This is a genomic window from Agrilactobacillus yilanensis (assembly GCF_003946725.1).
In the GTDB taxonomy this organism is placed as follows: Bacteria; Bacillota; Bacilli; order Lactobacillales; family Lactobacillaceae; genus Agrilactobacillus; species Agrilactobacillus yilanensis.
Genome location: NZ_RHOY01000002.1, coordinates 249,394 through 275,899 on the forward strand (window position 1 = coordinate 249,394; position 26,506 = coordinate 275,899).

The 26,506-nt window shown below is 39.5% G+C and carries 24 protein-coding genes and 1 other annotated feature; of the genes, 18 read left to right on the forward strand and 6 right to left on the reverse strand.

Annotated elements, in window-relative coordinates; translation table 11 throughout:
• Window positions 1-40 precede the first annotated feature (40 nt).
• A complete protein-coding gene (locus EKM93_RS02575) occupies window positions 41-1,018 on the reverse strand; it encodes a LacI family DNA-binding transcriptional regulator (protein ID WP_125712749.1) in 978 nt (325 codons plus the stop codon).
• Window positions 1,019-1,358: 340 nt separating this feature from the next.
• Here EKM93_RS02575 and EKM93_RS02580 point away from each other — a divergent pair, with 340 nt between their 5' ends.
• Window positions 1,359-2,825: a peptide MFS transporter gene (locus tag EKM93_RS02580; protein WP_125712751.1), complete on the forward strand. Its 1,467-nt coding sequence runs from the start codon at window positions 1,359-1,361 to the stop codon at window positions 2,823-2,825.
• 115 nt (window positions 2,826-2,940) lie between these two features.
• Window positions 2,941-4,098: a M20 family metallopeptidase gene (locus EKM93_RS02585; RefSeq protein ID WP_125712753.1), complete on the forward strand. Its 1,158-nt coding sequence runs from the start codon at window positions 2,941-2,943 to the stop codon at window positions 4,096-4,098.
• A gap of 109 nt (window positions 4,099-4,207) precedes the next feature.
• Here the strand turns inward: EKM93_RS02585 and scrK are convergent, their stop codons facing one another.
• The 4 genes from scrK to EKM93_RS02605 all read right to left on the reverse strand — a co-directional run bounded on the left by scrK (window position 4,208) and on the right by EKM93_RS02605 (window position 8,706).
• Complete coding sequence (scrK, locus tag EKM93_RS02590) at window positions 4,208-5,077, reverse strand: fructokinase ScrK (RefSeq protein ID WP_125712755.1); 870 nt, start codon at window positions 5,075-5,077, stop codon at window positions 4,208-4,210.
• A 19-nt stretch (window positions 5,078-5,096) separates the two neighbouring features.
• A complete protein-coding gene (locus tag EKM93_RS02595; RefSeq protein WP_125712757.1) occupies window positions 5,097-6,536 on the reverse strand; it encodes a glycoside hydrolase family 32 protein in 1,440 nt (479 codons plus the stop codon).
• Window positions 6,537-6,603: 67 nt separating this feature from the next.
• A complete protein-coding gene (locus tag EKM93_RS02600) occupies window positions 6,604-7,890 on the reverse strand; it encodes an MFS transporter (RefSeq protein ID WP_125712759.1) in 1,287 nt (428 codons plus the stop codon).
• Between the two features lie 150 nt (window positions 7,891-8,040).
• A complete protein-coding gene (locus tag EKM93_RS02605) occupies window positions 8,041-8,706 on the reverse strand; it encodes an HAD family hydrolase (protein WP_125712761.1) in 666 nt (221 codons plus the stop codon).
• Between the two features lie 222 nt (window positions 8,707-8,928).
• On the opposite strand from EKM93_RS02605, the gene EKM93_RS02610 reads away from it, so the two are divergent.
• From EKM93_RS02610 to EKM93_RS02655, 10 genes are all read left to right on the forward strand, one after another.
• Window positions 8,929-9,654, forward strand: coding sequence for a FadR/GntR family transcriptional regulator (locus EKM93_RS02610; RefSeq protein ID WP_125712763.1), 726 nt, complete (start codon window positions 8,929-8,931; stop codon window positions 9,652-9,654).
• An 84-nt stretch (window positions 9,655-9,738) separates the two neighbouring features.
• Complete coding sequence (locus EKM93_RS02615) at window positions 9,739-10,386, forward strand: ABC transporter ATP-binding protein (RefSeq protein ID WP_125712765.1); 648 nt, start codon at window positions 9,739-9,741, stop codon at window positions 10,384-10,386.
• Window positions 10,387-10,388: 2 nt separating this feature from the next.
• Window positions 10,389-11,144: an ABC transporter permease gene (locus tag EKM93_RS02620; RefSeq protein ID WP_125712767.1), complete on the forward strand. Its 756-nt coding sequence runs from the start codon at window positions 10,389-10,391 to the stop codon at window positions 11,142-11,144.
• Between the two features lie 102 nt (window positions 11,145-11,246).
• The gene (gene pgtP, locus EKM93_RS02625) at window positions 11,247-12,596 is read left to right on the forward strand and encodes a phosphoglycerate transporter protein PgtP (protein ID WP_125712769.1); all 1,350 of its coding nucleotides are present in this window, start codon (window positions 11,247-11,249) and stop codon (window positions 12,594-12,596) included.
• A gap of 177 nt (window positions 12,597-12,773) precedes the next feature.
• On the forward strand, window positions 12,774-13,259 hold the full coding sequence (locus EKM93_RS02630; RefSeq protein ID WP_164506965.1) for a flavodoxin: 486 nt from the start codon (window positions 12,774-12,776) through the stop codon (window positions 13,257-13,259).
• 199 nt (window positions 13,260-13,458) lie between these two features.
• Window positions 13,459-15,168, forward strand: a complete 1,710-nt coding sequence (ilvD, locus tag EKM93_RS02635) for a dihydroxy-acid dehydratase (RefSeq protein WP_125712773.1) — start codon at window positions 13,459-13,461, stop codon at window positions 15,166-15,168.
• A 29-nt stretch (window positions 15,169-15,197) separates the two neighbouring features.
• The gene (locus EKM93_RS02640) at window positions 15,198-15,551 is read left to right on the forward strand and encodes a metal-sulfur cluster assembly factor (protein WP_125712775.1); all 354 of its coding nucleotides are present in this window, start codon (window positions 15,198-15,200) and stop codon (window positions 15,549-15,551) included.
• Window positions 15,552-15,926: 375 nt separating this feature from the next.
• The gene (locus tag EKM93_RS02645) at window positions 15,927-17,150 is read left to right on the forward strand and encodes an acyltransferase (protein WP_125712777.1); all 1,224 of its coding nucleotides are present in this window, start codon (window positions 15,927-15,929) and stop codon (window positions 17,148-17,150) included.
• Window positions 17,080-18,597, forward strand: coding sequence for an AMP-binding protein (locus EKM93_RS02650; protein WP_125712779.1), 1,518 nt, complete (start codon window positions 17,080-17,082; stop codon window positions 18,595-18,597). Before EKM93_RS02645 ends, EKM93_RS02650 begins: the two co-directional genes overlap by 71 nt.
• Complete coding sequence (locus EKM93_RS02655) at window positions 18,594-19,565, forward strand: aliphatic sulfonate ABC transporter substrate-binding protein (RefSeq protein ID WP_125712781.1); 972 nt, start codon at window positions 18,594-18,596, stop codon at window positions 19,563-19,565. Before EKM93_RS02650 ends, EKM93_RS02655 begins: the two co-directional genes overlap by 4 nt.
• Before the next feature lie 72 nt (window positions 19,566-19,637).
• Here EKM93_RS02655 and EKM93_RS02660 read toward each other — a convergent pair whose 3' ends face one another.
• The gene (locus EKM93_RS02660) at window positions 19,638-20,780 is read right to left on the reverse strand and encodes an amidohydrolase (RefSeq protein ID WP_125712783.1); all 1,143 of its coding nucleotides are present in this window, start codon (window positions 20,778-20,780) and stop codon (window positions 19,638-19,640) included.
• Window positions 20,781-20,853: 73 nt separating this feature from the next.
• Window positions 20,854-21,101 (reverse strand) — a binding site (T-box leader).
• Window positions 21,102-21,260: 159 nt separating this feature from the next.
• Between EKM93_RS02660 and EKM93_RS02665 the strand changes: the two genes are divergently transcribed.
• From EKM93_RS02665 to EKM93_RS02690, 6 genes are all read left to right on the forward strand, one after another.
• Complete coding sequence (locus tag EKM93_RS02665) at window positions 21,261-22,145, forward strand: DNA/RNA non-specific endonuclease (RefSeq protein ID WP_125712785.1); 885 nt, start codon at window positions 21,261-21,263, stop codon at window positions 22,143-22,145.
• A gap of 592 nt (window positions 22,146-22,737) precedes the next feature.
• A complete protein-coding gene (locus tag EKM93_RS02670; RefSeq protein WP_376923059.1) occupies window positions 22,738-23,691 on the forward strand; it encodes a glutathione S-transferase family protein in 954 nt (317 codons plus the stop codon).
• Window positions 23,684-24,514: a transporter substrate-binding domain-containing protein gene (locus tag EKM93_RS02675; protein WP_125712796.1), complete on the forward strand. Its 831-nt coding sequence runs from the start codon at window positions 23,684-23,686 to the stop codon at window positions 24,512-24,514. Before EKM93_RS02670 ends, EKM93_RS02675 begins: the two co-directional genes overlap by 8 nt.
• Before the next feature lie 12 nt (window positions 24,515-24,526).
• Complete coding sequence (locus EKM93_RS02680) at window positions 24,527-25,330, forward strand: amino acid ABC transporter permease (RefSeq protein ID WP_125712798.1); 804 nt, start codon at window positions 24,527-24,529, stop codon at window positions 25,328-25,330.
• Window positions 25,296-26,051 carry an amino acid ABC transporter ATP-binding protein gene (locus tag EKM93_RS02685; RefSeq protein ID WP_125712800.1) on the forward strand — a complete coding sequence of 252 codons (756 nt, stop codon included), beginning with the start codon at window positions 25,296-25,298 and terminating at the stop codon, window positions 26,049-26,051. The genes EKM93_RS02680 and EKM93_RS02685 overlap by 35 nt, the downstream gene beginning before the upstream one ends.
• 4 nt (window positions 26,052-26,055) lie before the next feature.
• Window positions 26,056-26,490, forward strand: a complete 435-nt coding sequence (locus EKM93_RS02690; RefSeq protein ID WP_125712802.1) for a GNAT family N-acetyltransferase — start codon at window positions 26,056-26,058, stop codon at window positions 26,488-26,490.
• Window positions 26,491-26,506 lie beyond the last annotated feature (16 nt).

The following is a 26,506-nucleotide window of genomic DNA, read 5'->3' on the forward strand; positions in this document are numbered from 1 at the left end:
CCAATCAAAAAAGCCTTGCTTTAAAGCAGGGCTTTTTTGATTAGCCAGTGGTTCCAGGCCAGAGTTCAACGGGTAAAATATATTCCTTTTCAGTATCTTCATGGGCCAGACGCTGTTTTAAAACGTTGATCGCTGTTGTTGAAATCGCTTCAATTGGCTGAATAATCGTCGTCAGTGACGGGATTAAGTCACGAATCAATTTTGTGCCATCATAGCCGACCAATAGCAGATCATCGGGAATATGGCGACCAAATTCGGCAGCGACTTGCATAATTAAGGCCGCGTCAGTGTCATTTGCTGCAAAAATACCATCGACATCGGGATGTTCTTCAAGTAATTTTTGAAAAACAACTTTTTTGGCTTCCGAGCTAATATTAAAGTCTACGGTATAAGTCAGCGGTGTTAGGTTATGGGCCATCATCGTTTCTTCATAAGCTACTCGCCGCCGCTGGGAAGGCGTTTCCAATGTCAGAGGACCGTTGGTATGGATAATTTTTTCGGCACCGCGATCAATTAAGTGGGTCGTGGCCAAAACGCCACCGTGATAATTATCAGAAGCAATAATTGGAATATCTTCATTCATGATCCGGTCAATAGCCACCACTGGTAAATCTTGATAGTCATATTGTTTGATCCCTTGATTATGGGTCCCAACAATTAAACCATCTACTTGTTTACTCAGTAATTGATTTAAATAGGCCGTTTCTTTTTTAGGGTCATTCATCGAATTGCCAATCAAAACTTTAAACCCTTGCTGGTACAAAAGGCGCTCTAAAGTATCTGTCAATTCCCCAAAGAAAGGATTTGCAACAGTTGGTAGTAAAATACCAATTAAATTAGTCTGGTTTTTGTAAAGCTGACGGGCTACTGCATTAGGGTGGTAATTTAGTTCTTTCATCGCCGCATAAACTTTATCAATCGTTTTTTGACTTAAATAGCCCCGATTATTCAAGACCCGGGAAACCGTGGTTTTGGAAACATTAGCGCGTTTAGCGACATCTTCAAGTTTAGGCGTCATAGTTTATAAAACCCTTTCGTTAAGTTTAATTAAATAAATTATACCTCAGGACAAAAAAGTGTGCCAAAGGATTGTTTATTTTCAAAAATATAGATAAATAATTTTATTTTTGATAATAAATAAATTTTAGGTTACCTAAAATAAATATTGATTATTGCAATTAAGTGTTGTAACATAGGGACCGGGAAGCGCTTGCCCAGAATGAACTACTTTTAATGAATGGTAGGAATAGTTTAAATGTATTTGTGAAAATGTGATCAATTTTCTTGAAGCACGGCTGCGGTTAACTTTTTTGAATGCAAAGCTATGAAGCTATTTCTACCGGAATGGGGTCTTTACAATCAAAAAAGAAAAGCAATTTTTAGGACAACCTTGGGGCCTATCAACGCTGTTCTTCACCGAAATGTGGGAGCGGTTCAGTTATCATGGCATGCGGGCAATTTTACTGTTTTATATGTTTTACAAAGTAACCGAAGGCGGGTTGGGAATTGACAAAGCAACCGCTTCTTCGGTGATGGCGATTTACGGTTCTTTAGTTTATTTAGCAGCGGTTCTTGGCGGCTGGGTTGGTGATCGAATTTTAGGTAGTTTTAAAACTGTCCTAAGTGGTGGTATCCTAATTATGCTAGGGCATATCGTATTAACTTTCCCTAGTGGGGTACCAGCGTTATTCGTATCGATTGCCTTAATTGTCGTTGGGACTGGGTTTTTAAAGCCAAATATTTCCAATATGGTCGGCTTGTTGTATAGCGAAGAAGATAAGCGCCGGGATGTTGGTTTTACGATTTTTGTGTTCGGTATTAATTTTGGTTCCTTTATCGCACCGATTATTGTCGGTAGTTTAGGTCAAGGGTATAGTTTCCATTTAGGTTTCTCTTTGGCGGCTATTGGGATGTTCTTTGGTTTGATTCAGTATTACCGAGGCCGTAATCATTTGAGTGAAGCGGCCAAACATCCCAGCAATCCAATTTCGGAATCAGAACGCCGAAAGATTTTACGAATGTTACTGATTGGCTTAATTATTTTGGGCGCTGTCTTATTGGGACTGCATTTTGCAGGCCGCTTAGATATTCATGCCATTATTTTATTAATTACGATTATTGCCGTAGCATTACCGTTTTATTATTTCACGGTGATGCTGACGAGTAAAAAAGTAACTAAAAAGGAACGGAAGCATGTTTTAGCGTATATTCCATTATTTCTTGCAATTGTCATTTTCTGGGGCATTCAAGAATCTGGTTCCGTCGTTTTAACTTTATTTGCAGAAGATCGGACAATCCTGCACATTGGTGCAATGCAAGTCCATTCTTCCAACTTCCAAGCGTTAAATCCTTTCTTTATCACCGTTTTGATGCCTGGATTTACTTGGTTGATTCAACATTGGAAACGCCAGCCATCTTCAGCAGGTAAGTTTGCAGTAGGCTTAATTGTAGCCGGCTGTTCTTATTTATTGATGACTTTACCAGGCTTATTACACGGCACTGCTGGTCGAGTTAGTCCATTTTGGCTGATCGGTTCTGCTTTAATTGTAGAAATCGCCGAGTGTTTTATTTCACCAATCGGTCTCTCCACCACGACTAAGTTAGCGCCAGAAGCTTATCGATCACAAATGATGAGTATGTGGTTTTTAGCAGATGCGGTGGGACAGGCATTTAATTCACAACTTGTTAAATATTACACGCCAGCTACCGAAGTTCGTTACTTCTTTAGCATTGGTTTAGTCAGTGTTGTAGCTGGATTTATTCTTGTTTTATTTGTACCAAAAATAAAACGATTAATGGCCGATATTACCGATATTTCGGCTTAACGTAGTTTAAACATAAGGATTTATAAATTTGGTAATAAAGAGGCTGGAATTCAAAAAAAGTATTTTGTTTCAGCTTTTTTTACATATAATTTGATAAGAAAGAGTGAGGCATCTTATGGATGAAGTAACACAGTTAACCAGTCAATTGGTAAAAATTGATAGTTCGGACCCTGGCGCTTATGAGGGTGAAATTGCGGATTTTATCAGTCATTGGTTACAAGACAACGCACCGGCAGCGATGGTAGAGAAGCAAGAAGTTTTACCAAATCGTTACAACGTTCGGGCGGTTTTAAAGGGTGAAACACCGCATCCCGCTTTAGTTTATATTTGTCACATGGATACAGTTGTCTTAGGCGATGACTGGCAAAGAAGTACCCCATTAGCCGGTGAAATTATTGGTCAACGGTTATATGGCCGAGGCGCTTGTGATATGAAAAGTGGGTTAGCCTGTGCCATGAGTGCATTTGCGGCTATGGCGCAGCGTGTTGCTGCTGGTGAAACGTTAAAGCATGATTTTGTTTTAATTACTTCAGCGGATGAAGAAGATTACATGCGCGGTGTGGAAAAAGCGATTGATGCCCAATGGGTGAATGCACAAGATCTAGTATTAGATGGCGAGCCGACAAATGGCGAAATTCGAGTCGCCCATAAAGGTCGGACTTGGATCACACTGGACGTTCAAGGGGTAACGGCCCACGCAAGCACGCCAGAAAAAGGGATTGATGCCATTGCGGCCATCGCCCAGCTCATTACCAAAACAAAAGCGGCCATCCAAAAATTTCCAGCCCATCCAAAATTAGGTAAATCTACAATTACATTTGGGATGATTCAAGGCGGTTATCGGCCCTACGTCGTACCTGACAAAGCCAAAGTTTGGATTGACATGCGTCTAGTGCCACCATTAAATACGGCTGAAGTACTGGATATTTTTAAAACGATCATTGCGCAAACTAAAACAGATTTTCCAGGATTAAAAGTGGACATGGTTATTGACGGCGATCGGCCACCAATTGAAGAAGATCCTAACAGTCCATTATTAGCAGCGATAACTGAAACGGTTGCGGAAGTAACCGGCAAACCCGCAGTTGTTGGCGTATTCACCGGCTATACCGATACTGCTGTAATCGCTGGAAAATTACACAATCCTAATTGCATGTCATATGGTCCTGGAGATTTGGAATTAGCACACAAACCCGACGAATACGTGAACCTTGAAGATATTACGCGCTGCCATCATGTAATGGTACAGCTGGCAGAAAAAGTATTGCTCTAGAAAAGTACACGAATTAAAATGAAAAGCCGTTTTACTTATCGCTTAAAATCATCAAAAAAGTCAGATCAATTAATTTTTGATCTGACTTTTTTGTTTTGTCGTTACCAGGTTATTTCAAAGCTTTTAAACCTAAAGCAAAATTGCCTAAAGTTGCAGAACCGTTGTTTTGAATCACCGGCATGGTAATGTACTCGGTTAATGGCGGTACAGTCACGTAGTCATTGAGCAGTTTTTTAAAAGCTTGGCGTACTTTAACCAGCAGCGGTTCACTAATGACACCACCACCGAAAACAATTTTATCCGGCCGAATTATGAGTGTACTTTGCACAGCCGCTTGGGCTAAATAGTAAGCCAAAATATCCCAAACAGGATGTTCTAAAGGAACAGTAGCACCTTTAACACCTAAGCGGGCTTCAAAGGTTGGCCCAGCAACGAGACCTTCTAAACAATCGCCATGAAAAGGACAGATACCTTGAAAATCTAAATCATCCGGATGCCGTTTTAAGAGGACATGACCCATTTCGGGATGACCAACACCGCCAAGGAATTCACCATTAATGACAGCACCACCACCGACACCGGTTCCAATTGTGTAATAAACAAGACTGTTAATTTGGGCGTTCGTTAAGGTAGACATGACATATTCGCCATAAGCGGACCCGTTCACATCGGTGGTCCAAGTAATAGGCCCATCAAAGTTTTGCTGCAATGCGCCGACAAAATCAGTATTTTGCCAGCCGGGTTTAGGCGTATTAGTGATATAGCCATAATTTTTAGCACTTTTGCGTACTTCAATTGGGCCAAAAGAAGCGACACCTAGAGCGTCTAATGAAAACTGTTTAAAGTAAGCGATCGTAGCGGCTAAAGTAGCTTCGGGTGTGGTCGTTGGTATTTTAATTTGATCTTGGACACGATAATTTTCATCACCAACAGCACAAACGAATTTTGTACCGCCAGCTTCAATACTGCCAATGCGCATGATAGATTCCCCCAATGATTTACGAAAATGTAATGGTCTGTGCCATTAACTTATATAATACACTATCAAAAGTAGCCGTTTTACTACTCGTTAATGAGATTTTAGGTGCTGTTTCAGTATAAAAACGCTCTGAAAAGACAACTTCACCTTGATTAAAGAAAAATTCAGCAGAACTAGTATCAATGAATAAACGCAAATGGAGTTGATCATTTTTTTGGAGGGTCGCATATCTTGGTGTGGCATGGTTTTTATTAGTGAGCGTAATTTCATTCGTAGCACCTTCAAAATGCAAGTTTAAAACAGACTGGTGCTGCTGGTTTTCAAAAGTTAAATCAAAATTTTGATCTTGAAAGACAGTTAAATCTAAATCTAATTTCAATTCCGCTTGGGACAGATCGGCACTGAGGGTTGTTGGGGTGGTACTAGTTGTTAGTTGACCTTCTTGAAGCGTACTTTCGCGTAAATTCACAGCTTCAGCAACAGGTTTCATATATAAGTGATCATCTTTTAAAGTTAATTCTCGAGGTAATGTCAAAGCCCCGGCCCAGCCGTCTGCTTGTTCTGGTAAGTTGCTTTCCCACATATCTAACCAACCGAAAACTAAGCGGCGGCCATCAGGGGCTAAAGTGGTTTGAGTAGCATAAAAATCATGCCCAGCATCCAGTTCTTTAAAATGAGTATGATTAAATTGGTGCGTTTGTGGGGACCATTGCCCTACAAAATAACCAGTTTGGTAAAGATTTAAATAGTGCTTACCTTGGGCTTGAATACCTTGCGGAGACGTTAACAAAATATCTTGACCGGCTAAGTTAAAGAAATCAGGACATTCCCACATAAAACCTTCTTGAGTCAAATCCTTAGCCTGTGCCAGAGGGCCTAAATAGGTCCAAGTTTTAAGATCCATGGATTGATACAAAATAACCCGGCCTAAGCCAGTTTGTGCCTGACTGCCCAGCACCATGTAGTAGGTATCCTTAACTTGCCACACTTTTGGATCCCGGAAATGATGGGTATTATCTGCCGGTGGGGCTGCGATGATGGGATTGTTAGCATATTTTGTAAAGTGAATACCATCTTCGCTGTAAGCCATATTTTGATTTTGCCAGAAATGATCAGGATCATCTTCTCCAGGATAATAATGATGCCCGGTATAAATTAAATAAAGTTTGTCATCCTTAACGATAGCGCTGCCGGAAAAACAGCCGTCTTTATCTTCGGGATCTCCTGGCGTTAACGCAATCGGTAAAGTTTCCCAATGAATTAGATCTTGACTACGGGCATGGCCCCAATGCATTGGACCCCATTGTGCGCCATAAGGATAATGCTGATAAAAAATATGATAGTAGCCTTTGAAAAAGCAAAAGCCATTAGGATCGTTAATCCAGCCAGCGGGGGCTGCAACGTGATAGCCTAAGCGATAACGGTCGTTGGTTAATTGAATCGGTGTCAAAGTGTTCATATCTTTAAAATCCTCTTTTCTTTAAGATTAGTTAATGTTAATCGGTTGACATTTTCAGGAAATAAAATTAAGCCTGCTCAACAGGGGCAACTAACGGATCGCCATTAATATCTTGATCGTCTTTCTTTAATGCGAAGAAGGCATAGATACCAGAACATAAAACAATTAAAGCGATAATTCGAAAAGTACTGCTGTAGCCAATTTGATCCCGTAAAGCCCCTAATGGTGTGGATAAGATGACTTGACCAACTTGGGCGGCCACTTGAAAGCCAATCATGTATAAAGTGGCCGATAGTTTTGTATCAAAGTGCAAAGTGAAATAACGAAACATCGGTAAAATAAATAGCGGAACTTCTAAGGCATGGAGCATTTTGATTAGAGAAACCGCCACTGGACTTGTGGCAAAACCACAACCACCGATCCGAATAAACATGATCGTGACGCCGAGCATCAATGTTTTGCGGACACCAATTTTTTTCATGATGATTGGGACAATCCCCATCATAATTGCTTCAAAAAAGACTTGAACAGAATTTAAAGTGCCGTACATTTGCTGACCTAAAGCAGGTGTGGCAAATAGTTTTGTATAAAAGTCGGGGAACATCTGCTGATCAAAAACAGTATAAAAGGTCCAACTGAACATGATAAAGATGATAACCGCCCAGAGTTCTTTCATTTTTAATAAACCAGCCATGTCTTTAACAGAAGGTTTTGTTTCCGAATTTTGAGGGGAAGCTGCGCGTTCGTTAGCCAATTTTTCAGCTTTTGGTTTCCAGAATAATAAGTTTAAAAGTAATAAGAAGCCAAAGATAGAACCAAACCAGAAATTCAAATTAGGGCTGATGACGAATAAAAAGCCGGCTAAAAGCGCTACCAAAGCATAGCCAAAAGAACCCCAAGCCCGAGCTTGACCGTATTCAAAATCGAATAAACGGCTGAAGCGTTCAGTGACAGCTTCAAAAATGCCCGCCATTGCTAAGAAACCAGCAGATAAAACAATTGAGCCAATGATAACGCCTAAAGTAAACTGACTCTGAATCAAAGGTGCATAGATCCAAATGAAGAAAGGTCCGACTAAAGTGGCCATGACACCACTAAAGATCAAGAGATAGCGTTTAATGACTAATTTATCTTGTAAAGTACCAAAGATAAACATCAGTACTAAAGTGACTAAGGAGTTTGCTGAATAGATCGTGCCGACAGCGCTTCCAGAAAGTTTTAAATCATTGGTTAACCACAGTTGAAAGAAGGACCACCAAACGCCCCAAGATGCGAAGAATAATAGCATCGTTAAAGAACTTTGGAGATACGATGGATTCTTTAGCATTTTTAAAAATTTGTTTTGCTTGACCATATTTTTCCGCCTCGATAAAATAATTTTTTAGAAATATGACGTCCGGTTGACATATTTCGATTTAGAAAAGCGCTTTCCAAAAGTATAAAATAAGTACAAGACAATGTCAACCGGTTGACATTGTCTTGTACTTAATTTTTTTTAGAGCGTTTAATCCGTCAAATAAGGCAATACTTCTAGCAGACTTTGGACGATAGGGTATGCTGCCGTTGCGGACTGGCTTGCTTTACGATCGACTAGGATTGGTGTGATGCCGGCGTTTAATGCACCTTCTACATCAGAAGTCACAGAATCACCGATATGGAAAACATCGGTACTTTGACAGCCACTAATCTCAAGAGCTTTGGCAAAAAGTTCTTGGTGCGGTTTATAAGCTTGCACCATTTCACCGCTGATAATCCCCGCTGGTTCTAAGTGATGTTTCTTCATAAATTGAGCGACATAAGTGACGCCATTATTCGTAATCATATAAATCGGTACCGGACAGGCTTCAAAAAACGGCCGCACATCTTCATAGATGGGGGCATTTACCCAAAAGCGCTGACACAGTTCATGAAGTTCCGCGTCATTTTCCTTTAAATTTAAATCTTGCTTAAAACAGGCAATAACTTGATCAATAATCTGATCTTCGGTTAAAAAATCAGGCCCATAACTTTGAGCTTCAAAGGTTTTAACCTTTGTCCACCAATACTTTAAAGCCGCTTGGGGTGTGGGGCTATCGCTGCCTTGCCAACAGCGCTTGATTAAAGTCTCTACATCAGGCCCCTTTTGCTGCATCACTGTACCTGTATAATCTAGGAAAACCGCTTTTTTCATCAACGTCACCGATCCTTTAAGTCTATTTATGAACCACAAGCCACAAAAATTATTATTTATAATTATATATTTTTATAATTGATTAAATGCTGATATAATTGACAAAGTAATCATTATTCGCTTTCTGGTTTGTGGTATACCACAGATTATATAACTTGAAAATTTAGAAAGCAAATCTTTTTTATAAACATTAAATTAAAAATAAAAGGTGTGTTCAAAAAAATGGCATTTAAAGAAATTGTCACCCCCTCCGTTAATGAATTATTTATTCAAGAAATGGAACGGATGATTTTATCAGGGGAATTAAAAGTGGGGGATAAATTACCAACTGAACGTGAACTCAGTAAAGAAATGAAAGTCAGCCGGGCCGTAATTAATGGCGGCTTAAATAAGTTGGCAGCGATGGGTTTTTTAAAAATTGCGCCGCGTAAAGGTGTTTTTGTAAATGATTACATCGCCAGTGGGAATATTGATGTTTTGACAGCGGTTATGGGGTATCATAATTGGCGCTTTTCACCGGAATTTTTAGAGCCGTTACTACAGTTTAGAACTGGCATTGAGCCTTACATGCTCAGTCTGGCAGCACAAAATGCAACACCAGAAGCGGCGCAAGCTTTAATTGAGATTGTGGCTGAATTAAAGGCAACCGCAACTGAAACAAGTGCAGCAGTTTTAGTATTTAAGTTTTATCACACGGCGGCAATTGCCAGTGGAAATTTAATTTTACCGCTGATCTTTCATTCTTTTGAGCAAGTTTATACTTCCATCGGACAAGTTTATATTCGGCTGGGGCAAATTGATAAATTAATTGCCGATTTTGACTACCTTTGTGTGGCAATTAATGAAAGACGCCAAGAAGATGCTAAAAAGCGCGGTTTACAAAGTATTGAAGCTTGCCGCCAAGATATCGGCACTCATTATCAATCTGAAGCTGATTTTGAACGTTAATTCAGGTACAAAAAAGACTTTAGTTGTTATTTGTGAATTTTTTAGCTATTGTTAATATAATTGTAAAAATGAGGTGGAAGTGTAATGGGAAAACCAATCTTAAAAGGGACAGACTTAGGGTATTATGCAAGTGATAAAACAATCTTGCAGCATCTAGATTTTGAAATTGCACCACAGGAATTTGTGACACTTACTGGTCCTTCTGGCGGTGGGAAGAGTACATTGTTACGTTTATTGGCCTCTTTAATTTCTAAAACGAGTGGCAGCTTAACGTTTAAAGCAGAAGAAATTGAGACTTATGAACCGACCGCTTATCGACGCCAAGTATCTTATGCGTTTCAACAGCCGCAGCTATTCGGTCAGACCGTGGCAGATAACTTAGAATTTCCGTTCACAATTCGTAATGAACCGTTTGATAATGAAAAAGCCGTTGAATTTTTGGGGAAAGTTAATTTAGAGCCAGACAGCCTGAATCAGCCAATTACAGAATTATCTGGTGGGGAACGTCAGCGGGTAGCACTTTTACGCAATATTTTGTTTATGCCGGAAGTTTTATTGCTGGATGAAATTACGACAGGGCTAGATGTGGACAATAAAGCGATTATCAATCGACTTATTGGGCAGTTGAATCAAACAGAGGGCCTGACGATTATTTCGATTACCCATGATACGAGTGAATTTAAGTTGGCCAATCGACTATTAACTTTAAAAGATGGCCAGTTGGAGGCGTAAAAATGAATTTAGCAGTAAATAATACATCGTTAATGTTTGCATTGATCTTGGTGATCATTGCTATTTTGATTGTGCATCGAGAGAAATTAGGTTTAGAAAAAGATATTATTTATAGTGTTATTCGAGCGGTGATTCAATTAGTTGTTGTCGGTTATGTTTTAAAATATATTTTCCGAGTAGACAACGTCTTTTTGACGATAGCGTTAGTTTTAATTATTTTGTTTAATGCCTCTTGGAATGCTAAGAAACGGGCGGGCAATATTCGAAATGCGTTTCCTATTTCCTTAGTGGCTATTTTGGCCAGCACCTCGGTAACGTTAGGCACTTTGGTGTTAACCGGCTCGATCAAGTTTATTCCGTCACAAATTATTCCGATCTCGGGGATGATTGCCAGTAATTCTATGGTAGCCATTGGGCTGTGTTATCGAAATATGAATACTAATTTTCAAAACCAGCGGCAGCAAGTTTTAGAAAAATTGGCTTTGGGCGCGGATTTGCACGATGCTTCTATTAGCATCATTCGTGAAAGTATTAAGACTGGGATGTCGCCGACAATTGATTCCGCCAAAACGGTGGGGATTGTAAGTTTACCGGGGATGATGTCCGGATTGATTTTTGCGGGTATTGATCCGGTGCGGGCAATTAAGTATCAGATTATGGTGACGTTTATGTTGCTTTCAGCCACAAGTATTGGTTCGCTAATTGCTTGTTACTTAGCTTACAAATCTTATTATAATGAGCAAAAGCAGTTGCTTTAAAAGTTAGTGTTTATTTTTTACTTAAAGAACTACCCATTTATTAGTGATAGCGCTAAAATTAAAAAATGAAAGCGCAAACTAAGGAAATGGGGCAAATGGAAGATGCAGTTTTTAACACCGCCAACAGCGAAGACACAAGTACCTGCCGAAAAAGTGGACAGGACTTATAAACGGTTACGTTGGCAAGTATTTATTGGGATTTTTATCGGTTATGCCGGTTATTATTTATTACGCAATAATTTTTCGATTGTGATGCCAAAGCTGATTGCTGAAGGCTTCTCAAAGACGCAATTAGGTTTTGCTTTCTCAGCAGTTTCTATTGCTTATGGCTTCAGTAAGTTTTTTTCGGGTATTATTTCGGATCGCAGTAATGCACGTATTTTTTTGCCGTTAGGGCTGATTTTAACGGCTTTGATTAATTTGGCATTTGGGTTTATTCCAGCTTTGACCCAGTCGATTACAACGATGTTTATTTTATTATTCTTAATCGGTTGGTTTGAAGGGATGGGCTGGCCGCCATCAGGTCGGGTAATCACCCATTGGTACTCTGTTTCTGAGCGGGGCTCTTGGACCTCTGTTTGGAATGTGGCCCATAACGTGGGGGGTGCCGCAATGGCGCCATTAGCTGTAGCTGGGATTGCCTTTTTTGCATTACATATCACCGGCATGAAAAGCTATACTGGGGCGTTCATTGTACCAGCGGTTTTAGGGATTATTATTGCGATTGTTGCTTATTTATTAATTCGAGACACGCCGGAGTCCCAAGGATTGCCGCCTATTGAAGTTTACAAAAATGATTATCCCAATGAAGCACACAAGATGTATGAGCAAGAATTAACTGCCCGGGAGATTTTATTTAAGTATGTTTTGAACAATAAGTGGGTATGGCTAATTGCCTGTGCCAATATTTTTGTTTATTTCGTCCGTTATGGCATTGAAAATTGGGCACCGGCGTATTTAACTGAAATGCGGCATATTTCACTAGCCTCTAGTTCAGGTTCTTATTTTTTGTATGAAATTGCGGGCATTCCGGGCACTATTTTTGCCGGTTGGGTTTCTGATAAACTCTTTAAGGGCCGTCGTGGGCCAGCTGGTTTTTGTTTCATGTTGTTGGTAACTGTTTTTGTATTACTTTATTGGCAGGCAACGAATGTCGCAATGATCAATTTCGCGTTGTTTATGATTGGCTTTTTGATCTATGGGCCAGTGATGTTGATCGGACTTCAAGCCTTAGATTCAGTGCCTAAAAAAGCAGCTGGTACTGCGGCAGGCTTAACCGGCTTGTTCGGCTATTTATTCGGTTCAGTGGCAGCCAATGCCATCATGGGTGTGATTGTAGACAATATGGGTTGGAATGCAGGCTTTATTACAGTGATGATTTCTTGCTTAATTGCGGCCACTTTATTTGCTTTAACTTGGAATTTACGGGGACAGGAAGTTATAAAAAAATAAAAGAACACTAAGAAAACGGTTACGGTATTTGTAACCGTTTTTTTTGGCTGTTATTTTATAAAAATAAAAAAAATTAACTTTTTATCATTTTAATTATGAAAATAAACGTGTAGAATAGCTTAGTGGCAAATTTGCAGAATGACACATGAATAAGGATTAGGAAAGGGCTGTCTGAAGTTGTTAATTGTCTATTTTTCACAAACTGGGAGAACTCAAAAAGCAGCGATGGAGGTTCAAAAACTAACCGGTGCAAAACTAGTTCGGTTGCAGCCTAAAATCACTTATCCCACCGATTACGAGCAGTTAATTGATATCGCAAAAACTGAAATGCGCCAAGATGTCCGGCCGGCATTGGCTAATACAACCATTGACTTAGCTGACGAAACTTTAATTTTTGTCGGCTATCCAACTTGGTGGTATCAACAACCAATGATTATTAATACTTTCTTTGAAACCTATGATTTACAGCATAAGGCGATTATTTTGTTTAGTACAAGCGCTAGTACCCCTGTTAGTGAAGGGTTACCGGTGATTAAAAAAGTAGTGACCGCAGCTGGGGCAAAAGTTATTGACAGTTTTACGGCAAATTCGAAGCGTAATATCAAGAAGTTTATTGAAGCGCGGCAGTTAGATTTACGTCATAATCGGGCACTTGGCTTATAAAAAGGGTATCGCTAATTATTAAAATCAGCTGAATACAAACATGACGATGCACTGACCTTGAGAAATAGACGCTCAAGGCTTTTTTTATAACTTTTTGGAATATTTAGCTTTAATTAAATGAATATTGTGTTAGAATATCATTAAATTATAATAAATAATCATATTGTAATTTTAATCTAACGTTCAGAGGAGTGATTTAATGACAGCTGATGGCTCAAAAAAAGATTTAAGAATCAGAAGTCATGTTTACGATGGCATGGTAAAGTCACCAAATCGGGCCTTATTACGGGCAACCGGGATGACGGATGCAGATTTTGAAAAACCAATTGTCGGTGTAATCAGCACATGGGCTGAAAATACACCGTGTAATATACATTTAGATGGCTTAGGCGATGTGGCTAAGGAAAGCGTTCGTGCGGCAGGTGGCTGGCCTGTGCAATTTGGCACGATTACTGTCTCAGATGGGATTGCCATGGGCACACCGGGGATGAGCTATTCTTTACCTTCTCGAGATATCATTGCTGACTCTGTTGAAGCAGCAGTTCGCGGCCATAACTGTGATGCCTTTGTGGCGATTGGCGGTTGTGACAAGAATATGCCGGGTAGTATGATTGCCATCGCCAATGCGGAGATACCTTCAATTTTTGTTTATGGCGGTACAATTTCACCGGGTAATTTAGATGGCAAAGATATTGACTTAGTCTCTGTTTTTGAAGGGGTTGGTCAATGGAATCACGGCGATATGAGCGCTGAAGAAGTACGGGCGATCGAATGTAATGCCTGTCCAGGCCCTGGTGGGTGTGGTGGTATGTATACGGCTAATACGATGGCTTCAGCTATTGAAGCCATGGGGATGAGCTTACCTGGTTCAGCATCTCATCCAGCAACAACAGAAGCGAAGTTACAAGATGTTAAAGCCGCTGGACAAGCTGTTTTGAAATTATTGGAACAAGGCATTTATCCAAAAGATATTATGACCCGTGCAGCCTTTGAAAATGCAATTACGGTTGTCATGGCGCTAGGTGGTTCTACAAATTCCGTTTTACATTTATTAGCAATGGCGCATGCTGCAAATGTTGAGTTAACAATTGATGATTTTAATGAATTTCAAAAAAAGGTACCCCATATTGCAGACTTAAAACCTAGTGGTCAGTATGTTTTTCAAGATTTATACAATGCTGGCGGCGTGAGCGCAGTCATGAAATATTTGTATCAACATGGCTATTTACATGGGGATTGCTTAACGGTAACGGGTAAGACCGTGGCCGAAAACTTAGCAGACGCACCGGATTTGAAGCCGGGACAAAAAGTAATCATGCCTTTGGAACATCCAAAACGCAAAGATGGACCATTAATCGTGTTACATGGTAATTTGGCGCCAGAAGGTGCTGTTGCTAAAGTATCCGGTGTGAAGACAAGACGTCATGAAGGGCCAGCTAAAGTTTATGATGATGAAGAATCTGCTATTGAAGCGGTTTTGGCCGATGAAGTTGTAGATGGGGATGTTTTAGTTGTTCGCTATGTAGGGCCTAAAGGCGGTCCGGGAATGCCCGAAATGTTATCGTTATCAGGTATTTTAGTTGGGAAAGGGCAAGATGAATCTGTCGCATTGCTAACAGATGGCCGTTTCTCCGGTGGTTCCCATGGTTTTGTGGTGGGGCATATTGCACCTGAAGCCCAAGATGGTGGCCCAATTGCTTATTTACGGACCGGAGATCGTGTGGTAATTGATCAAGATACTAGAGAAATTACGATGGCTGTATCTGAAGCAGAATTGAAGCGACGTAAGGCTGAAACAACGATTCCACCGCTTTACAGCCGTGGTGTTCTTGGCAAATATGCACATCTTGTGTCTAGTTCCGCTAAAGGGGCTATTACAGATTTCTGGCGACCAGAAGAAAATAAATAAATTATATTATTGATAAAAGGTGTGATCCTATGCGAGCAGATATTAAATTAAACCCACGTGCGGCAGCACTTGAAACACAATTAGTTGATAAATTTGAAAAAATAATTGAACCTGAAATTGGCCTAGATATTTATAACTTAGGTTTTTTATACGAAATTACATTAGATGAAACCGGTCATTATCGAGTGGTTATGACATTTTCGGAAGCGGGCTGCTCTTGTATTGGAGAGGTACCCGCAGCAATCAAAGCGACATTGGTAGATATTGAGGGGATAAATAGCGTGGCTGTAGATGTCGTCTGGGCACCGGTTTGGAAAATGACTCGGATCAGCCGCTTAGGCCGCATCGCATTGGGTATCAGTCCGGCTGGTTTAGTGCACTAAGCGGTTACACAGTTAAAGAAAATCGTTAAATCCGGAATTACACATTATCGTTAGATGCAAACGCTGAGTTAAAAAATCATTCGCAGTATTACAAAGAAGATTAATGTTTTACTTATAAGCAAATAAAAAACAGCATGGTTACTGACAATTGTTGAAGCTAGACTTCACATATTGTTGGTGACGGTGCTGTTTTTAGGTTCATTTTATTTTTTGAATAAATTAATGAAAGCGCTATTCTAAGAATTTCATATTTTAACCTTAAACAATCAACAAGACGATTCCTAAAGCTGCATGCTATAACGTTAATATGCTTTTAAGTGCTGAGACGAATTTTAAAAAATCAAAGCAAAATTAAAGGGGTCCAGAGGTGAGTTTGTGATTGAAACAAAAAAACGACGTTATTTACATGAAGTTGATTTAATGCGGGTGATCTTTATCGGCGGTGTTTTATTAAATCATACAACAACGGCTTTTAGAGCAAGTATGGCAAGTGGTACTGGCAGTAAATTATTTCTAGAAGCGACCCATTTGGCGTTACATTTCACACGAATGGGCTTTATGTTCATGACTGGTTTAGTGCTGGTTTTAAACTATTACAATAAAGAACATCATTGGTTACAATTTTGGCGGAAACGCTATATTAACGTGGGTATTCCTTATGTTGCCTGGAATGCAATTATTTTATTCATTGCAAGTTTGGCCATGGGGGCACTTAATTGGCCTACTTATTGGGCAAACTTAGGCAGTAATCTGAAATATGCCAATCAATATTATATGTATTACATCATGGTCACGTTTGAACTATATTTGATTTTTCCACTAATTATTTACTTATTTAAAAAATTATCTAAACATCATCTTGCCATTCTGCTCACAAGTCTAGGGCTACAATTCCTAATTGTTTTTGGTATTAAATATGGGTTGCCCCATGTGGACCGCAGCAGCTGGTGGTATTTATTTAGAGCTTATGGTACCAATGTTTTAACTTATCAATTTTACTTTGTGGCAGGGGCTTATGTGGCGATTCATTACGATCAAGTCAATGCTTTCATCGAAAAATTTCACCGGGTTATTATCGGTATCACTGGAATTTTAGCGTTAGGGACTGTCGGCTTGTTCTTCTTTAACTTAAATGTCTTGAATTTAAGTTTTAGTGCTACAGAATCGGTCCATCAACCGTTTATTTTACTCTATGACGTATTTATGATTGCCACGGTCTTTTGGGTCGGTCGGCAATATGCGAAAGCTCGAGAAAATGGTTTTGCCCCTTGGTTAGATCGGGGGATTAAAAATATTTCTAAAGTTTCTTTTGGAATTTATTTAGTTCAAAGTTTACCGTTATTTTTACTTTACGGTATTTTAGATCTCGTGACATTACCAGCTTGGGTATTACTATTACTTTTCCCACTAGGTTACGTATTTGTCTTAGGCGGTGCTTATCTAATTTCTTGGTTCTGTTACAAGATACCACCGTTTGGCGTCTTAATTGGTCGGCCGCAATGGCACCTTTCGAAAGGAGTAACACAACATGTCAAAAATAACTTCAAAACTCAAACAACAATTGAAAGACAACCCGCAAAACAATTTAATCAAAGATGAAACGAAAGGTAGCTGGTACACCGGATCACAGCTCGGTGCGGATGTTCAAGCGATCAAGGCCGCTTTAGTTAAGCTAAAAGTTGGCTATCAAGATACGGTTCTAGTTTGTTTGCCAAATATGGCGGCGTATCCGATTTTGGTGCAAGCCATCTGGGAAGTAGGCGCCATTGCCCATCCCGTCGCGGCAACAACACCAGAAGCAGAATTAAAACAAATTTTAGATGCCCATGATTATACAGCAACAGTTGTACAAGCGACTTTGACAGCAGCGGCCGTGCATCAACGGCCAGCAACGATTAGCACTTTACGTTTGCACACAGCTTACCAAATGAACATCATTCGTTATTCCGAAGCTGCGGGGCACTTTGCCCAAGCGCCAGCAGAAACAGATTTGGCTTTAATTTTGAACACATCCGGGACGACTGGCAAACCAAAACGCGTCGGTTTAACCCATGAACTAATTAAAAATGGTGCGGAACATGACATTGAAAGTCATCAAATGACCGCATTAGATACGACTTTAATTGTTATGCCAATGTTCCATATTAATGCGCAAGTCGTTTGTGTTTTAGCCACCCGTCTATCTGGTGGAAAACTGGTTATTGCTGAAAAGTTCAGCGCATCGAAGTTCTGGGCTCAAGTTCAAGCAAATCAGGTAACTTGGGTGTCAGTAGTCCCAACGATTATTAATATTTTGTTGATGAACAAAGCCGCGCGTAAAGCTTATCAATCCGACATTCGATTACGGTTTGTCCGGTGCTCTTCGTTTGCCTTACCGTTAGACAAATTGACGAAATTTCAAAAACTATTCCACACGATTATTTTGGAAGGTTATGGAATGACAGAAACGGCTAGTCAATGCACTTTAAACCCATTTGATGCACCTAAAGTTGGTTCAGCAGGAAAGCCTTATAAGACAGATGTGGCAATTTTAGTAGATGGCCATATTAGCCCAATTGTTGGGGAAGTCGGTGAAATCATTGTGCGTGGTGACCATGTAATTTCAGATTACATGGAGCCCCATCCCGAATCCTTTATGGCGGACTGGTTCTTGACGGGCGACTTAGGTTATTTTGATGAAGATGGTTATTTGTTTGTCAAAGGTCGCAAAAAAGACATTATCAATCGTGGCGGCGAAAAAGTAGCGCCCGCTCAAGTGGAGAATGTTTTGAGTCAACTGGACTTCGTGAAAGAAGTGGCGGTAATTGGCACCCCAGATGAATTGTATGGCGAAGCAGTGACTGCGGTGATTATCAGCCGCAGTAAACAACCAGATGCGCAATTAGCCCAACAGATCAAGGCTTTTGCCCGGTTGTCCTTAGCCAATTATGAACGGCCAACGCGGATTGTTTTTGTTAAAGATTATCCAAGAAATGCCACGGGTAAGGTCATTCGGCAGCAATTAAAAACACAAATTTTAACAGCATCGGTGGGTGAAAGTGCATGAGTAAACGGGTTAAAAAGCTCTTAATCAGTATTGTTTTAGTTTTTTGGGCGGTAGTTGCCGTTTATGGCTTTAAACAAACTGATGCGGGTAGCAGTAGTTCCGGGTTGGAGACAGTAACCGTTGGGTATCAAAAGGGTGATCCGTTTGATATTGCCAAACAGCGCGGCGAATTTGCTAAAAAAATGAAGGCGAAAGGCTATAAAATTGTCTGGAAGGAATTCCAAGATGGTAATTCTTTATTGCAAGCTTTAAAATCCGGCAGTATTGATTATGGTCGAACTGGGGATACACCACCAGTAACGGCTCAGGCTGCGGGCACTAAATTAGCTTATGTGGCGGTGGGTTCTTCTAAGGCAAAAGGTTCTGGTATTGTCGTTAAAAGCGATTCTGGCATCACTTCATTAAAAGATTTAAAAGGTAAAAAAGTGGCCTATACAAAAGGTACTAGCTCTCAGTATTTATTATTGCAAGCTTTGAAAAAAGCGGGCTTAAGTGCGGATGATATTACTTGGGTTAGCATGGATCAGTCTTCAGCCAGCGTTGCTTTTTCTCAAGGAAAAGTAGACGCTTGGGCGACTTGGGATCCGTATACAGCCCAAGCTGAACTGAATCAAGATGCCACCGTCTTAACCACCGGCGAAGGTCTAAGTAATAACCGTGATTACATTTTAGCTAGTGAAAGTTATGCCAAGGCCAATACAACGATTTCTAAGTATTTAATTGAATATTTAGAAGAAGATATGACTTGGGCTAATAATAATCATGATGAATTGATCACCATGATGAGCAAGTCCTTGAAAGTATCTAAAGCGGTGGTGAAAAAGATGGTAGAACGTCGAACGTATAGTATTTCGGCCATGAACACCTCAGTTGTCGCGGAGCAACAAAAAATCGCTGATGCCTTTTATGAAGCTGATTTGATTAAAAAGAAGATTACTGTCAGTGACATTGTGACTTATATAAAATAAATAAAAAAACGATCTCAGTTGAGGTCGTTTTTTAGTGCACAATTGCTTTAATTTTACAGTATATTTAAGTGTTTAACTAAGTTCTGTTAGCAGACGCAAGGCGTTAAAATAATACCACTGAGCCGCTGGTATCAGACCCTTATCATCCACAATATAATCGGCATGGTGCCAATCGGATTGGGCGTGACTGCCGATAAAGGCAAATACACTAGGGATTTTTTGACTAAAGTAAGCAAAGTCTTCCCCAGCGTTAGAGGGTGTTGGCTGAACAACGGTGAGATGTTTGGCGGTTTCAGCAGTGACGATTTGGGTTAATTTAGGATCGTTGTCCACCACATCCGGACCAGTCAGCCAATCAATTTGAGCACTTAAGCCAAAGGTCGCTGCTTGACCGTTGATGATTTCAAAAAAACGCTGTTTGGCTAAGCTTCTAGCTGCCTGGTTAAAAGTGCGGATCGTCCCTTCAAACCAAGTCGTTTCTGGTAAAACATTCCAAGTCGCGCCACCTTCAATATGCGTCACAGAAACTACCGTGGCTTGCTGAGGATCTTCATTACGGCTGACAATAGACTGTAGGGCCGTAATCGAACTGGCAGCGGTCAGAATCGGATCTTTGCCTAGATGGGGTGCTGCGGCATGGGTTCCGATACCTTTAAAGGTGACTTTGAATTGATCTACAGCAGCCATCAAGCCACCAGAACGTAGTCCGATTTCGCCCACATTCAGATCGGGTTTATTATGGAAACCGATAATAGCGGCTAAGTGGTCGATTCCACCAGCTTCAGTGACTTCTTGAGCCCCAACATGGGTTTCTTCAGCAGGTTGAAAAATCAGACGAATTGTACCAGCTGGCCGATTTTTGGCTGTTGCCAAAAGTTCAGCGGCCCCCAGTAGTGCGGCCATATGGAAATCATGACCGCAGGCATGCATGACACCGGCATTTTTGGAAGTGTAGTCTAAATTCGTTTTTTCTTGAATGGGCAAAGCGTCAATATCTGAGCGCAGGCCGATAATTGGGGTACCTGAGCCTAGTTCTGCAATCACACCGGTTTTTAAGGCGGCAGGGGTTACGATGCGATAACCTAAGGCGCTTAGTTGTTTGGTTAAATAAGCGGTTGTGTTAGTTTCAGCATCTGATAATTCGGGATTTTGATGAAGATAGTGGCGAATTTTGATAAGTTTGGTGTTTAGTGCGGTTAACTTAGTTTGAGTCATTGTCGGACTTCCTTTTTTAGTATTGAGGTGAAAATAAGAAAAGCATTCTCGCCTAAGCCAATTTTAAAATTAGCTTAAGGACGAAAATGCTTTTTCGTGTTACCACCTTAGTTCGTATTGCCTTCACAGACAATACCTTGATAAGTACTTGTTATCATAACGCATACCTGAACGCGATAACGGGCGTACCCGCTGCTGCTTCACCTAAGCTTAGTAACAGAACTTAAATCCAGGACCATCTTCGTTTAAGGGTTATTATCGTCTTACACCGGCCAACGATTCTCTAAAAATAACGACTTAAATTACTCATCCTGAGTTTGCTGAAATATAAAGTAATTGTTGGTTATTATTAAATAATAATGGGAAAATGTCAATATTTTTTTAATCTTTTTATTAGATCAGTTTAAATTCTTCAAAAAAAGATGCGAACGTATGAGCGCTAAGGTATACTAGTAGTATCTCAATTTTGGAGGCAAGGAAATGAAATTAAAAAAACTGGTCTGGGTCGCCGGCTTAATGGCACTATTGACGGGATGTAGTGCAGGCAATACGTCGAGCCAATCAACAAGCAGCACAGATACTGCCAGCACAGCCACACAAGTAGCAACGTCCAGCCAAGATACATCAGCAAGCCAGACGTCTAGTCAAGCGATTAGTAGTAGTGCAGCCACAAATACCACTAATGATGTGAATCAAGATATGTACCAGCAATTGGCCAATACTGATTTTAATTCTGGCGATAATGTGATTTTAGAGGTGAATCAAAATAAAAGCACCTTAAATCCCAATACTTGGCAGCAAGAAAAAATTGATTATGGCAACTTAGATAATTTGAACCGAACAACGACGGATACAGCTTACTTGAGCCGACAAAATCTAGGTCGATCAGCGGGCAGAGAAGGTCAGCGCTGGCAGCCGACGGGATGGCATAATCAACCGAAGTATATAAATGGCAAACGATTATATCCGCAAAATAGAGGCCATTTACTGGCCTATACGATCACATTTAACTTTGATGATGAGGGCCGTTATCAGTCAGGGCTATCGGGGAGTATTGATAATCCTAAAAACTTAGCGACACAAACAGATTTTTCCAACAAAAACCCAATGCAAGATTATGAAGAACAAGTCCGTGACGGGTTACAAGCTGATAAGAAAATTATTTATCAAGTGACTACTGTTTTTCGCGGGGATGAGCTGATGTGCCGGGGCTATTGGGTTCAGGCGATGTCAACAGATGGTACGGTGAACTTTAATGCGTATGTATTTAATGTGGAACCTAATGTCGTCTTTAATTACAGCACAGGTTATTCCAATGTGAATAATAATTTTGATGTGACTTACAACGGTCAGATTAGAAGTTAAGCAAGGGACACACTCAATTTTGGGTGTGTTTTTTATTTTTTTATAATCAAACTAATTTATTTTTAACTATATTTAATTATTTTATTACTTATATAGTCTCTCAGAATTGAATTATATTTTATAAACGCTTATTGTATAATACTATAAAATTAAATTGACATTTAAATGATATACTGATAATCTAATTAAAAATTAATTAATAACAGTTTAGGAGGTAATTTTCATGAAGAACACGCAACGAGTTGTAACTATGATGATGTGTATGCCGATGTGTCAGAACATGGGCTTAGTTTGTCGTAGTCAACAAGATAATAAATGCGCGTTCAAGATGAGTGGATAGACTGATGATAACGATCAATCAAATTTTGAATCAATTTTATTTGAAGTTCTAGGGCATAAGCTGAGTCATTGCAGCTTATGCCTATTTTTTTATTTTTTAGGGGGTCATTTTATGACAAAGACAGATTTAGAGAAACAAGCAGGGACATATACTGATCACAAACAAGAAGCATTTTGTGCAGTCGATTTGCAAGGTAAACAAGGCGTTAAGAAAGCCGTTAATAACTATCAACAAAAAATTACGGCTAGTAAAATTTCAACAAGTGAAACACAAAAAGAAATCGCAAAAGACGGCACCTTTGTTAGACAACAAAATCGCTTTAAACAGAATTTTGGAAATGATAAAAATGATTTAAAGCCAGAAGCTGGCCGCTATCGCTTAATTTGGGGTGAAATTTGCCCTTGGTCTCATCGTGCAGCGATCGTGCGGCATTTACTTGGTCTGGAAGAAGCCATTAGTATTGGCAAAGTTTTTCCAGTGCGTAGTGAATCAGGTTGGCATTTTCAATTAGATATTGATGAAGAAGATCCGGTCTTAAAGATTCATTATCTAGCAGAGGCCTATATTGCTGCAGATGCTAATTATGACGGCCGGGCCACAATTCCAGCTTTGATTGATATTCAAACCGGTAAAGTGGTTAATAATGATTACCATACTTTAACGAATCAGTTTGAAGTTGCTTTTAAGCCATTTCAAAAAAAGGATGCGCCGGACTTATATCCAGAGAAGTTACGTAAAGAAATTGATGCGCTAAATGTAATTTTGTTTAACGAGGTTAATAACGCTGTTTATCAAGCGGGCTTTGCACACTCACAACGGGCCTATGAAACAGCTTATGATAAGTTATTTCAACGATTGGATTGGTTAGAAAAACGATTGGAAAATCAACGCTATTTATTTGGAGAACAACTGACAGATTCTGATGTGCGGCTTTATGTTACGCTTGCGAGATTTGATGCAGCTTATTATCCAGTCTTTAAAGTGAATCGTAATCGTTTGATTGATTTTCCGAACTTGTGGCGCTACGCCAGAGACCTGTACCAGCAGCCGGCTTTTAGAGATACAACCAATTTTGAATCGATTAAAAAAGGGTATCAAGCAGGTAGTAATTCAACGAATCCTTATAACATTGTTGCTAAAGGACCGGATACTAAAATTTGGGATGAACCCGTAATTTATCCAAAAGGGCGTGAACGAAATGCATAAAGTAGTTAAAGGATTGTTGGTTCTGACCGGTTTAGCTTTGGGCATCGTTATAGGCAATAGTCTAACAACAGCACCTGTGCAAGCCGCAACTACCGTTCAAGTTGGGACGTCTGGTGCACCGAAGCCATTTACTTATGTTAATGATCAAAATAAAATCGTTGGTTATGACATTGATACTGTTCGCGCCATTGACAAAGTTTTGCCAGCCTATAAATTTGAATTTAAAAAAATGGAGATAACTTCAATTTTGACGAGTATAGATGCTGGGCGAATTCAAGTGGCTGCTAATAACTTTGCCAGTAATGCACAACGTCGCAAGAAATATTATTATTCTAAGCCAATTTTTAAAGATCAGTACGTTATCGCAGTTAAAAAAACAGATAATTCAATTCAGAAGTTTTCAGATATTGCTGGGAAGACAACGATTGGGACACCTGGAATTAACTTTACAACAGAAGTTGAAAAATTTAATAAAGTTTCAAAAGAAAAATCAAAAATTACTTATTCGCAAGAAGATGCTGCTAAAACACTTCAAGATGTACAAGATGGCAAATACGACTATGTTTTAATTGATCGCGTGCTCTATGATAATTACCAAAAAACATATCAATTGAATGGCATCAAAGCGATTTCCTTGAGTGCTAAAGATACTAAAAAGATTTCTGCATCGATTCCATACAGTTATTTATTAATTGAAAAAACAGCGGAAGGCAAAAAATTGTTAAAAGCGATTAACAAGGGTATTGATAAAATTCAAAGTAATGGAACCGCTGTGAAGATAAGCAAAAAGTACTTCAATGAAGATTACGTACCAAAAAATTGAGGAGGAAAATATGTGCCGAATTTGATTGATTTTAAACTTATATTTACGAATATCCCGAAGTTATTACGGGCTTTGCCAATCACACTGGAAATTACATTTTTTGCGATGATTATTGGTCTAGTGCTCGGGTTGTTATTAGCGATTATTAAAGTAAATAAATTACCGGGACTCGCGCAAATAACGGCAGTATTTGTATCCTTTATCCGAGGCACACCGCTACTTGTACAGTTGTATATTTCTTATTATGCAATTCCAATTTTCTTAAAGTATATAAATTATTTGAATCATACAAATTACAATATTAATGCGATTCCCTCAATGGTATTTGTTCTGCTGGCATTCTCATTAAATGAAGCTGCTTATAATTCGGAAAACATTAGAGCGGCTTTATTATCAGTGAATAAAGGCGAAATTGAGGCTGCTAAGTCTCTAGGAATGACACGTTGGCAAGTATTGCGACGAATTACCATACCAGAAGCCTTTGTAGTAGCTTTGCCGACATTAGGTAATGCATTTATTGGGTTAATGAAGAACACTTCGTTAGCATTTGTTGCTTCAGTGGTTGATATGACGGCTCAAGGGCAAATTCTTGCGGGTGGTAACTATCGATATTTTGAAGTTTATCTTTCTTTAGCAATTATCTATTGGATTTTAACAATTATTACAGAGCAAATTTTGAGAATATTAGAAAATCGACTGACGCTGTTCTCAAAGCTACAGACACAGGTACCTATGGCAAAGACGCATTTTTGGTTAAAAGGGAAATGGGGGCAACCAATAAATGATCGACATTCAGCATCTCACGAAACGGTTTAATCATAATACAATTTTTGAAGATTTAAATTTATCAATAGATTCCGGAGAAGTACTTGGTATTATTGGGCCTTCGGGCGCTGGTAAATCAACATTACTGCGCTGCCTCAACTTATTAGAAGAACCTGATCAAGGCTTAATCACGATTGATAAGTCAGTATACGATGTCAAAAAAGATTCTAAAAAGCAAGCACATTTATTTCGGCAACAAACCAGTATGGTTTTTCAGCAGTTTAATCTGTTTCAGCAGAAAACAGTTCTGGAAAATGTAATGGAAGGTTTAATTACTGTAAAAAAGCTAGATCGTAATGAAGCTGAGAAAAAAGCAACGCATTATTTACAAGCGGTGGATTTGGAGAACCGGTTAAATTATTATCCGCAACAACTATCCGGTGGACAACAACAACGTGTCGGTATTGCACGAGGATTGGCAATGGAATCCGGGGTATTATTGTTAGATGAACCTACATCAGCGCTAGATACGGAATTGGTCGCTGAAGTATTAAATACGATTAAGAAAGTAATTCTAAATAATAAAAATCAAACCGTAATTATCGTTTCACACGAATTGGCATTTATTAAAGATGTCGCAACCCGAGTGGTATTTTTTGACAATGGGGGCATTGTCGAAACTGGAACACCAGATAAATTATTCAATTATCCTGAAAAAGAGCGTACAGCACTATTTCTGAGTCGATTTAAGCATAGTCTGAAAGGGGCGTGATTTAATGACTGAAATTTATAGGGTTGCCGAAGTCTGGCAGTTAGCCGATGTTTATTTCATTCGCCGGCAAACAAAAATTCATGGGATTCCTGTAACACTAGCAGGCGAATTTGATGAAAAGTTTAATCATCACTATCACTATATTTTGTTAAAGGAAGGGGAAGATCCGGTTAGTACATTGCGAGTGAATTTTGAGAATGAAGATTTCGCCAAAATTGAACGGGTTTCTACCTTAGAGAAATTTCAAAACAAAGGTTATGGTCGGGCATTAATTCAAGCTGCAGAATCGTGGATTTCAGAAAGAGGCTATCATAAAATTATTATCACAAGTTTAGATACAGCAGTGGGATTTTATCAAAAATTAGGTTATGTACCCGACTATGATATACACTATTCTGGTGAGGTGCCGATTATTCATTTAGAAAAGAATATTTATTGAAATTAGAATTTATAAA